Source organism: Croceitalea dokdonensis DOKDO 023 (assembly GCF_001306415.1).
Classification (GTDB): Bacteria; Bacteroidota; Bacteroidia; order Flavobacteriales; family Flavobacteriaceae; genus Croceitalea; species Croceitalea dokdonensis.
Genome location: NZ_LDJX01000015.1, coordinates 1 through 11,810, shown reverse-complemented (window position 1 = coordinate 11,810; position 11,810 = coordinate 1). Strand labels below are relative to the sequence as shown.

Here is an 11,810-nt window from a genome sequence, read left to right as displayed (position 1 = left end):
ATAAAAATTCGGCTCTGTGTTAACCCGAAAAGTTAGTGTCTTTTTACACGCTACGTTTCATACACAAGTCCGTTAACGGTGATAAGCACCAAATAAAACAGAGCTTCTTCGCGGCCTTCCCTTTTTTGCTTTTTTACGTGTTAGTTGGACAAGCGGTGCGCAAGGGGCACGTTTATCAGAAAAGCAAAAAATCGACGGTTCTTGTTTGTTGGGCCGGTCAGGTTCGCTTGGTTCGGGCCTGGACGGTAGGGCAGCTTTCGGGGCCTTCCCTTTTGCCGCCTGTACGGAATCGGTGCGCAATCCGTTCGCAGGTCGACCTGTGGGCCGTCACTCCCTATCTTGGCAGTTTTAAGGGCGTTGATCCTGGGCCCGTCCGCCATGGCCTGTCGCCGTGTGGAAAATGCGGCAAAAACCACGGGTGACAAATCTGTGGCGCGTCCGTTGGGCAATGGGCAGGGCGTGCTCACCACCGCTAACAAAACCTAAATGTAATGCGGGCAACGGTGCTCTTTCCAAAGGTTTGCGTATTTTTAGTTGGTGGCAAAAGCGTTGTGCTTTTGTCCTGAGAAAAAAAATTAAGACAAAAAACAAGGCTTTTGCTAAGGGACCTTGCGCCATGGGAAACGCTTGCCCCAGACCGCACTACCTTTAGCTCTGGCGTTATCTAGCATTGCCCTTTACGTTTAAAACCAGCACTTTATCAAGTTATAAAAAGTAAAAAAATTAGCCTGTTAAGTAGATTATTAAAAGAAAAAAGCCAAAACGTGAGCTACTTATGTTTTCGGACCCAACTCAGGCGAAAATGTTGTGAATATTTCGGACTTTACTCAAACGTAACTGTTGTGTGGTTTCGGATTCTACTTCCCTATTCTGTATCTAAAAAACTAAAAATCAAAGCGTTAGATTCTTATGTTTTAGGACTCAACTCAAACGAAACTGTTGTGAATATTTCGGACTTTACTCGAACGTAACTGTTGCGTGGTTTCGGATAAAAATAACGTGATTTAAGTTGTTTAAACAGTAAAGTCTAGCAATCTTGTGTAAAATTAAAAATTACTTAAACAGAGCCGTGAAATTTGAATAAGAGAAATATAAAAGTATTGTGAAAAGAAATTTAAAACGCTAGATAACAATATATAAAAAACATAGGGCAATTGATTTTTATCTAAAAAGTTGATTTTAAGCTGCCAAGTCGCCAAATATAAAATTTGGCATTTACAACGAATGATAAATACAAAATCTTTATATTTGGCTTATATAATTTATCCTACGTCAGTTAATATCCGCTGCCCTACGATTTCTTATATCAACGTTGTAAGTAATTTACCAAAAACATTAAATTATTAGAACTTCAAAAATTTTAATCTTCGGAATTTTAATATCGCTTTTGATGTCACAATGTAAACAAAACACAAGTGATGCCAATCGATATGATGAAATGGAGCGCAAAACTCTTGAGGATAAAATTGTTTGGAGTAAAAGCAGAAAACTCCAATGGAAGGATTTCGTTTATAAACCAAATGAGAAAGCGTTTAAAATCTATGCAAAAGTTGGACTTTCTACTCGTTACAATGTTGACCCACCAATCCAGTATCGTTCCAAAACGACTTTCTCCCCCACCGAATCGATAGTTTCCGACACGACAAATGGAAACGATTTGAGAGTTGCCCAATTGAAGTTTGACTTGCTAGAAACTTATCGGAGGAGAATGGAAAAAGAAGTTGATTCTCTAAGAGTATTGAAATTAACCGATTTGCAAAGTTCGGATTTGGACGAGTTAGTTAATCGATATTATAATGATTTTGAATCTGAATGGAATTCCTATAAGCATACTTTTAGCATATCAAAATTGGACAGTTTGGAGAGCAAAATAAAAAGCATTGTTGAATAAAAACTACTTACAACAATGCCTAAACGTAATGCGGACTTTAGTGCCAAATCTAAAGGTCTACGTATATTTATAAAGTCGCTAAATCTTATGGATTTAGCTTTGGACAAGAAAAAATAAAACTAAACAATAAGCTTTAGCTACGTCGGCAGACGGAAACGAAAAGTTTCCTTGCCCCCGCACTACGCTTAGCCGAACCGTTAACGGTGATAAACACCAAATAAAACAGAGCTTCTTCGCGGCCTTCCCTTTTTTGCTTTTTTACGTGTTAGTTGGACAAGCGGTGCGCAAGGGGCACGTTTATCAGAAAAGCAAAAAATCCACGGTTCTTGTTTGTTGGGCCGGTCAGGTTCGCTTGGTTCGGGCTTGGACGGTAGGGCAGCTTTCGGGGCATTCCCTTTTGCCGCCCGTACGGAATCGGTGCGGAATCCGTTCGCAGGTCGACCTGTGGGCTGTCCCTCCCTATCTTGGCAGTTTTAAGGGCGTTTATCCTGGGGTCCGTCCGCCATGGCCTGTCGCCGTGTGGAAAATGCGGCAAAAACCACGGGAGACAAATCTGTGGCACGTCCGTTGGGCAATGGGCAGGGCGTGCTTACCACAGCTAACAAAACCTAAATGTAATGCGGGCAACGGTGCTCTTTCCAAAGGTTTGCGTATTTTTAGTTGGTGGCAAAAGCGTTGTGCTTTTGTCCTGAGAAAAAAATAAGACAAAAAACAAGGCTTTTGCTACGGGACCTTGCGCAATGGGAACCGCTTGCCCCACACCGCACTACCTTTAGCTCTGGCGTTAACGGTGATAAGCACCAAATAAAACAGAGCTTCTTCGCGGCCATCCCTTTTTTGCTTTTTACGTGTTAGTTGGACAAGCGGTGCGCAAGGGGCACGTTTATCAGAAAAGCAAAAAATCCACGGTACTTGTTTGTTGGGCCGGTCAGGTTCGCTTGGTTAGGGCTTGGACGGTAGGGCAGCTTTCGGGGCCTTCCCTTTTGCCGCCTGTACGGAATCGGTGCGCAATCCGTGCGCAGGTCGACCTTTGGGCCGTCACTCCCTATCTTGGCAGTTTTAAGGGCGTTGATCCTGGGCCCGTCCGCCATGGCCTGTAGCCGTGTGGAAAATGCGGCAAAAACCACGGGTGACAGATCTGTGGCACGTCCGTTGGGCAATGGGCAGGGCGTGCTCACCACCGCTAACAAAACCTAAATGTAATGCGGGCAACGGTGTTCTTTCCAAAGGTTTGCGTATTTTTAGTTGGTGGCAAAAGCGTTGTGCTTTTGTCCTGAGAAAAAAAATTAAGACAAAAAACAAGGCTTTTGCCAAGGGACCTTGCGCCATGGGAAACGCTTGCCTAAGACCGCACTACCTTTAGCTCTGGCGTTACCTGCAAGCTGAAAAGCCAACGCGCAAACAGCACATTTATTTTTTTTTCAAACGCTCAATGCCAACGCTCGAAAAAATAAAAGAGCTGTTTCTGCCTCTGCGCTCACCAATCTCTCGTAAGAAAATTACGGAAATAGTTTCTTAAATATTTTATTATATTTGTCAAATACTGACAAGTCTAAATATTCAAGTCAAATGAAACAATCTTTCGGAGAGTACATCAGACATTTACGGACAAAAAACGAACTTACTTTAACCCAACTAGGAGCAAAACTTGATTTGGACTCTGCAAATTTGAGCAAAATCGAAAATGGAAAAAGAGATTTTGACGAAAAACGATTAATCCTGCTTGCCCAAGTTTTCGAATTAAATTTGGAAGAATTGAAAACAGAATTTTTTAGCGACTTATTTGCAAAAAAGCTGTACGAAAGTAGTTCCTCTACAGACGCTCTTTTTGTTGCTGAAAAAAAAGTAAAATACTTACGTCAGATAAATGCTAAACAAGAAAGCCTTAAACTTTAAAATATGCCAAATAGTTTAAATAAATACCTAAACAAAGTAATTCAAGGCGATTGCCTTGAAGAAATGAAAGGAATTCCAAGTAAAAGCATAGATATGATTTTATGTGATTTACCATACGGAACTACTCAAAACAAGTGGGACTCAGTTATTGACTTAGAAAAGCTTTGGACTGAATATTACAGAATAATAAAAGACAACGGAGCAATTGTACTTACATCCCAAGGCGTTTTTACAGCAAAACTAATATTGAGTAACGAAAAGCATTTTAAATATAAAATCGTTTGGATAAAATCTAAAGCAACAAATTTCTTAAATGCTAAAAAGCAACCGTTGAGAAAACACGAAGATATTTGCGTTTTTTATAAAAAACAACCAAACTATAATCCTCAAATGACAGAAGGCGAAGCGTATGACAAAGGATTTAGAAAAGACCAATTAACAGGTAGTTATGGAGACTTCAAATCAAATCACGTAAAGAGTAATGGAAATAGATATCCAACAGATGTAATTGCATATGAAGAACAATCAATCGAAGATTTTGTCTATGTTAAAACAGCAGAGTCAGAAGGAACAGTTTATCATCCAACTCAAAAACCGATTGAGTTAGGTAGATATTTAATTAAAACTTTTACAAAACCTGGAGATGTAGTTCTCGACAATGCCTGTGGAAGTGGTAGTTTTTTACTTTCTGCCATTCTAGAAAACAGACAATTTATTGGTATAGAAAAAAATGAAGATGTTTTACTTCATAAAGTAGACGAAGTAGATTACATCCAAGTGTGTACTGATAGAATAAAAGAAACTTTAAAAAGGAAAGAAGTAGAAAAATCTACCTTGAGATTATTCAATGAACCAATCGCTAAGTATCATACTCTAAATTATAAAACCAAAGTTCTCAATGGCGAAAGTTACGTATAACGAAAGAAGTTGGGCTATTGATGTTATTAGTTCAATCGAGGTTTTCTTAGCAAATAAGAGCTGGCATTTTAAAGGAGCTGGAGGAGAAAGTACTATAAGTAATAACAAGAAAAGTCTATTTCCTGATGTATTATTATTTAAAGACCTTACAAAAGATATAATTGTGCAAGGTTGGGAGTTAAAAATGCCTGACACTCAAATAAATGATGCAGAACTTATAAGCAACGCAATAAAAAAGGCGAAAATATTAAAAAGAGATAGTTTTCTTTTATGGAATGTAAAAAGTGCTGTTTTATATATTAGAAATGGCGATAACTTTGAAATTCACAAAAGTTGGAATGACATAAATATAAATTCTCGTCTTGAAGTAAAATCTAACGAACAACTCTGGAAAGATTTATTGTTTGAAATTCTTGCCGACTTAAATGGCTTTTTTGAATCTGGGGAAATTTCAGAAGTCACTTCACAAGAAATATTATCAATTGATGAAGTAATTGATGTTGTATTAGAGAATACTACCAATACAGCAGAAACACTAAAAGCCAAAACGAGAACTACTCGCCTATTAGATGCAGAAATCAATCTTTGGTGGAATTCATCTTCAAATGAATATGGCTTTACTTCAAGTCAAACTGAGCATAAACTACCTACTTTGTCGATGGTAGTTTTAACAGATTGGGTTTTCAAAATAATTTTTGCTCATATATTAAAAAAGCATTTTAACGAAGCTAAAGAAATTGAGAACATTGAACGTTCAACTTCTATAGTTGATGCAATGGAAATACTAACATCTATTTCCCAAAGATGTAATTTCTGGAATATTTTCAGTCCAAACCTTGGACAGCAATTTATTTCGGAAACAGCTTGGAACGAACTGACAGAACTAAATCACTTCCTTTCTACTGTAAATATTGAAGCTATTGAAATCGAAATTCTTCATCAATTACTTCAAAGTACAGTTGCAACAGCCAAAAGAAAGGTTGCAGGTCAATTTTCTACGCCTAAAAAATTAGCAGATTTATTAACTCGCCTAACTATTGATGACAAAACAAAAATAGTAATTGACCCTTGTTGCGGAACAGGTACAATTATAAAACAAGCCTATGAATTAAAAGAAGAATATGAAATAAATTCGAATGATATTCTTGATACCATTTGGGCTTCCGACAAACATTCGTTTCCTATTCAACTTTCGACATTGACAATGGCTAAACCTTCAAATATTGGAAGAATAATCAACGTTTTTGGCTCTGATGTAATTGAACTAAACCAAGGAGATACAATAGAGTTTCAAAATCCAAATAATGGAGAAATAGTAGAAAAGGAATTCCCAATAGTAGATTATGTTGTTTCCAATTTACCATTCATTAAGAGTAAGGAAATGAAAGTTTTGAATCCACATATAGTGGATATTAACGATTGTATAAAAGAAGAAGCTGAGACAACAGAAACATTAAGTGGCAAAAGCGATATTTTTGCATACATCCCTTTTTATCTTCATCAATTCTTATCCGAGAATGGTAAAATTGGACTTATATTATCAAATGCTTGGTTGGGAACTGATTATGGCGAAAAATTTTTAGAGCTTTTTCAAAAATTCTTCAAAATAGATTTCGTAGTAATCTCTGGAAAGGGAAAATGGTTTAATAATGCAGATGTTGTAACAACAATATTAGTTGCTTCAAAAAAAGACCCAAAAACACCTACCACAGATGTTAGTGAAATCTCATTTTGTACGTTAAAAGAAGAACTGGAGGAAATTGATGACATAAAGACATTGAGCGATAACATAATTGTCAATACAGAATCTGAAAATCTAACTATCAATAGATATTCTCTTGCACAAATAAATTCTTTTGAAGATTTTGGGATTCCTTGGTCAGGTTATTTTTCTAATCTTAGTTGGGTCGCTAATGTTAGAGACCGATTTATCAACACAAGCGATATTTTCCATTTCACACGAGGAGAAAGACGTGGATGGAATCCTATGTTTTATCCTGCATCAGGACACAACATCGAGCAAGAATATATCAAGCCGGTCCTTAAACATTTGAGAGATACTACAAATTTAGAATGCGTTTCAAATGCAGAAGCATTTTGTTGTTCGAGGAGTATTGTAGAACTAGAAAATTTAGGACACAATGGAGCGATAGCTTGGATTAATTCATTTGAAAACCAACGAAATGGAACTAATAGACCTTTACCTGAAGTTTTAGCAAAACCAAATATGCATTGGTATGAAATGTCAACTGAAAATATGGCTGACTTTGTCGCTAATGTAAATTATGACAAGAGTCTGTTCATTGCTAAATTTGAAAACCGTTCGTTTATCGACCAAAGAATGATAGGTTTTTCAGTAAAAGTTGATTATCAACAAGAAAACAAAACATTATACTTAGCACTGCTAAATAGTACTGTAAGTCTATTTTTGATTGAAAGTTTTGGCTTTGGTCGTGGTTTAGGAGCATTAGATTTAAGAGCAACTAAATTTGAAAGAGACTTTAAAATTTTGAATCCTAACATTCTTACAGATGACCAAAAGTTACAGATTGTAGAATTGTTTAGACCAATTATGCAACGTAACAGATTACCTCTTGTACAGGAATTGGAATCAGAAGACAGAATTACTTTTGAGAATACTTTAATGGAAATATATGGGATTTCTGAATATTACGAACCAATTAAGAATTCTTTAAAGCAATTATATCGAATTCGTTTTGCAGTAAAAGACTAGAATATGGCATACGAAGAAATACCAGACATAACCTTAAAAATGATTATAAACGCTGGAATTATTAAAAGCGGAACTAAGGTCTATTCGTCACCGAATAATGAAATTATTGGCACTCTAGATAAAGAAGGAGCAATAACATTTGAAATTGCTAATGAAATGAAAACTTTTCCATTTCCTAGTGGAGCTGGAAGAGCAATAACGAAAACAAGTATAAACGGGTGGAAATATTGGCGGATTTTAGACAATGGAATTTATAATGAATTGAGTAGTTATAAAACGAAATACAAACAGACCGAAAGCCAACGCTGAAAGCCATACACATTTCCAGTCGCGCCATCCACGCTACACCAAAACTGTAAAAGAGTATGTCTTTGCCAACGCTAGCAAGTTTGCGGAAAAAAGCCAGCAGGTAACAATGTATAAAAAAAATAGGGCAAAAAGTGCTTAATCGAAAGGTCTGTGAGTATTTGCCAAGTCACCAAATTTTTAAATTTGGTATAATTAAAAGAAGAAAAGATAATTAACAAAATTTAAAAATTCGGCTTTAGCTTAATCCGAAAAGTATCGCTTACAACTGCCCTACTTTTCTTATACTAGACCGTTGTGCCTAATTTGAGAAATGAAAATATTCCCAACCAAAGAACTGAATTTTAAGCTAATAGACGACCAAGCTGAAACGCTGAATCGACTGAATCGGAGAACGGAAAAGTCTGAAAATCTGACTTCTCAATATACCGACAAATCATTTCGCGGAATTATAAACGGAAACGAATTTAAAATTATATCGTCAGCAATTGGAAAAGGAGCATTTTGTGTAATGACTGGAGCAATAGAAACTGAAAAAGGAAACGTGAAAGTGGAAATCCATAAAGTTTTTCGGATTTTATTGAGTGTGTTTTTACTATTTCCAATAATCGGACTTATTGCAATGATTTTGACTAAAACTCAAGAATTCTCACCAATTCTGATTTTAGTAATGATTGGACAAATTTTGGTAATTAGATACGGATTTATTGGACTTGCTTTTAAGTTTTTATCAAGAGAAAGTCTGAATAGATTACGTGACGTACTTGACTTGGAATGGATAAAAAACTAGGCACAACAATGTATAACCGCAATTACGGCGGATTCGACTGCGTACGAATCCACTCGGAATTGCTAAGGTCTATGCTAAACCGAAAATTAACGCATTTTAACCCGTAACTGACGGTTATACGAGACCGTTGTGAGCAATATGAGAAAAATGCTATCGATATTAATTTTACTTCTGATTTTATCTTGTGATAAGTCAGATAATAAAACGATTGACTACGGAGCGTTCGAAATAACTGTTCCGAAAACTTGGTTGGAATATGAAATAAAAGGAATTGATAGCTATGTCAACGGATTGATAACGGACAAAAACGACACTCTGATTTTTGATTTGGGTTGGTATTCACCTGATTTGACTAAAAATCCAGAATTGCTTGTATTTGAGGAATCCGAATACGCTGAATTTACAACTGAACAAAAAGAAAAACTAAAGGGAACTAAACACTTGGTTGTTGCGGATTATACATCAGCAGATTTCCAAGCAAAAGATTATTTAAAGTACGAATTCGAAATAGACAGTATTGACTGTTTCGAAGCTAAATTTATAAAACCAAAAAATAAAGGCTTTGGAGCGAGCGGAATTTATATTGACAGTCTTAAAGGTGGCGGACCGAATTCCAATAAAACGAGATTGAGTTTTTATGGAAACGATTTGTCGGACTCAACCCAAGTGGAATTTTTTAAAGCTTTGAAAAGTATTAAACTGACAAAATACTGTGAATAAAATACTGCTCACAACAATGTATAACCGCAATTACGGCGGATTCGACTACGTCAGAATCCACGCGGAATTGCTAGCGTCAGTACTTAACCGAAAATTAGTAACTTAAAACCGTAACTGACGGTTATACGAAACCGTTAGCATAAATTTGAAAATGGAAAATTGGAATAAAATAACTCAACATCTATACACCAATATACAACCTGAAAAAGGTTCTTTATACACGTGCATTATAGATAATAATTCCGAAAACTATTTAGGATGCTCTTGGATTGAACTTGAAATGAATGGATTTGATTACCTCGACCCATTCTATGGAGAGCAAAAATCGAATTCAAATTTTAAGACGCAAATAGAATTAGAGTATGCAAAATTCCCTAAAATATATGCTTTAAAAGATTTAGAGAATTTAACTTTTGAAAATTCGAAAGATATTTTTGGTTCATTTTCTAACTCAATTGACATTACCGTTTCTAATATGAAATTTGGAAAAATAAATGACGGTAAGATTGAGTGTGAAATGGAATATTCTTTATCTAATAGTGATAGTTATGGAATGATGGACGGAACGAAAGAAGAACATTTAAGCAGTTCCGCAATTATAAGATTGAATCTTGATATTAAAGAGCCGATATTATTTATTGATAAAAGCGAAGACATTACTGAATATTCTAAAAAGCTGAACAAAGAATTATTTGAAATTGACGAAATTAGTTCTGTAATAAATCCGACATCTTCATCTGATAACTTGAATCAATACAATGTACCCTTAAAGAAAAACTTATGCTAACAATGGCTATAATTAATACGGACTTCGGGTTTTACGCAAGGCTTGTGTATATTTATGAAGTCGCAAAATCTTTGGGATTTTGCTTTCGAACAAAAAAAGAAAAAACAAAACCAAAAGCTTTTGCTTAGCGCGTAGCTGGAAATTCGCCAGATTTCCGCGCCGCACTAATCATAGCCGAACCGTTAACGGTGATAAGCACCAAATAAAACAGAGCTTCTTCGCGGCCTTCCCTTTTTTGCTTTTTTACGTGTTAGTTGGACATGCGGTGCGCAAGGGGCACGTTTATCAGAAAAGCAAAAAATCCACGGTACTTGTTTGTTAGGCCGGTCAGGTTCGCTTGGTTCGGGCTTGGACGGTAAGGCAGCTTTCGGGGCCTTCCCTTTTGCCGCCTGTACGGAATCGGTGCGCAATCGGTTCGCAGGTCGACCTGTGGGTCGTCACTCCCTATCTTGGCAGTTTTAAGGGCGTTTATCGCAGGCCCGTCCGCCATGGCCTGTCGCCGTGTGGAAAATGCGGCAAAAACCACGGGTGACAGATCTGTGGCACGTCCGTTGGGCAATGGGCAGGGCGTGCTCACCACCGCTAACAAAACCTAAATGTAATGCGGGCAACGGTGTTCTTTCCAAAGGTTTGCGTATTTTTAGTTGGTGGCAAAAGCGTTGTGCTTTTGTCCTGAGAAAAAAAATTAAGACAAAAAACAAGGCTTTTGCTAAGGGACCTTGCGCCATGGGAAACGCTTGCCCCAGACCGCACTACCTTTAGCTCTGGCGTTGTAACACATTATGAAAAAGCTTTTAGTTGGAATTGTAATTTTGTTCTCGGTGGTTGGATTTTCACAGGCCGAAGGAGTTACTGACTCATTGAAATTAAGAGTTTTTAATAACGGTAGGTACCTCATAAAAGAACTAAAAATCAATATCGAGGGAACAGAATATGTATTTAATGACATTTTGAAAAACAAACACTCTGAATTTATAAAATTACCTTATATCTGGAGTTATGGTAATTCATTGAGTACAACTGTTATAATTAAAAAAATATTTACTTATGACTGGTGGGTAACTTTAAAGGAAACACCAATTGACCATATTGGAGATAAGAAATTTGAAAGTGGAGAATATACCTTAAATATAAAAACACGAATGAAAAAAAAGATGCTTAATGTAGAACAGAATTTGGTAAAAGAATAAAAAAATTGCCTAGTAAAATCTTCACATTAAATAATATTGCATTCGGAATCGGTCTCTTGCTTGTGGATTTAGCTATTTACGGGATATTGGGACTGCTACTAATGGACTATGATGACTTTTACGATGAAAGTATAGGAGCTTATTGGAGTTTAGAAAGTATGAATACCTCTCAGAAAGCAACATACATCGGATTGAATATTTGGCATGTTATAAATGCTCTAGTTATAGGGTACGTGATTTACAGAATAGTAAAAGCGTGGAAAAATAACGTGTTACAACAAAACCTATAAACAATACGGGCTTCGGGCTTAATCGCAGGTTTTGTGTATTTTTATGAAGTCCGCAAAATCTTTTGGATTTTGCTTTTTAGCGAGACAAATAAAAAAAGAAAACCAAAAGATTTCGCTATGTGCCTGGCGGAAAGCAAACGCTAGTTTGCTCCCGTACTGTTCATAGCCCAACCGTTACCTACCATTTGAGAAAAAATGTGCGAGTTCAATAACTTAACGCAACAAATCCAATTTTTAGATTTGTTGTATGAAGACAAAAAAGCACAAACGGTTGTCACTTGAGGAGCG

General features: G+C 36.5%; 9 protein-coding genes. All 9 read left to right on the top strand.

Features of this window, described 5'->3' with window-relative positions; all coding sequences use genetic code 11:
- Window positions 1-1,390 precede the first annotated feature (1,390 nt).
- The 9 genes from I595_RS16995 to I595_RS16945 all read left to right on the top strand — a co-directional run bounded on the left by I595_RS16995 (window position 1,391) and on the right by I595_RS16945 (window position 11,232).
- A complete protein-coding gene (locus I595_RS16995; RefSeq protein ID WP_054560649.1) occupies window positions 1,391-1,891 on the top strand; it encodes a hypothetical protein in 501 nt (166 codons plus the stop codon).
- Between the two features lie 1,569 nt (window positions 1,892-3,460).
- On the top strand, window positions 3,461-3,787 hold the full coding sequence (locus I595_RS16985; protein ID WP_054560647.1) for a helix-turn-helix domain-containing protein: 327 nt from the start codon (window positions 3,461-3,463) through the stop codon (window positions 3,785-3,787).
- Between the two features lie 3 nt (window positions 3,788-3,790).
- Complete coding sequence (locus I595_RS16980) at window positions 3,791-4,705, top strand: DNA-methyltransferase (protein ID WP_054560646.1); 915 nt, start codon at window positions 3,791-3,793, stop codon at window positions 4,703-4,705.
- Complete coding sequence (locus I595_RS16975) at window positions 4,686-7,439, top strand: HsdM family class I SAM-dependent methyltransferase (protein ID WP_054560645.1); 2,754 nt, start codon at window positions 4,686-4,688, stop codon at window positions 7,437-7,439. Before I595_RS16980 ends, I595_RS16975 begins: the two co-directional genes overlap by 20 nt.
- A 3-nt stretch (window positions 7,440-7,442) precedes the next feature.
- Window positions 7,443-7,748 carry a restriction system modified-DNA reader domain-containing protein gene (locus I595_RS16970; protein ID WP_054560644.1) on the top strand — a complete coding sequence of 102 codons (306 nt, stop codon included), beginning with the start codon at window positions 7,443-7,445 and terminating at the stop codon, window positions 7,746-7,748.
- A 310-nt stretch (window positions 7,749-8,058) separates the two neighbouring features.
- The gene (locus I595_RS16965) at window positions 8,059-8,535 is read left to right on the top strand and encodes a hypothetical protein (RefSeq protein WP_054560643.1); all 477 of its coding nucleotides are present in this window, start codon (window positions 8,059-8,061) and stop codon (window positions 8,533-8,535) included.
- A 129-nt stretch (window positions 8,536-8,664) separates the two neighbouring features.
- Complete coding sequence (locus I595_RS16960) at window positions 8,665-9,255, top strand: hypothetical protein (RefSeq protein ID WP_157449799.1); 591 nt, start codon at window positions 8,665-8,667, stop codon at window positions 9,253-9,255.
- A 151-nt stretch (window positions 9,256-9,406) separates the two neighbouring features.
- Entirely contained in the window at window positions 9,407-10,042 is a 636-nt protein-coding gene (locus I595_RS16955; protein ID WP_054560641.1) for a hypothetical protein, read from the top strand.
- A gap of 782 nt (window positions 10,043-10,824) precedes the next feature.
- On the top strand, window positions 10,825-11,232 hold the full coding sequence (locus tag I595_RS16945) for a hypothetical protein (RefSeq protein WP_054560639.1): 408 nt from the start codon (window positions 10,825-10,827) through the stop codon (window positions 11,230-11,232).
- Window positions 11,233-11,810: the final 578 nt, after the last annotated feature.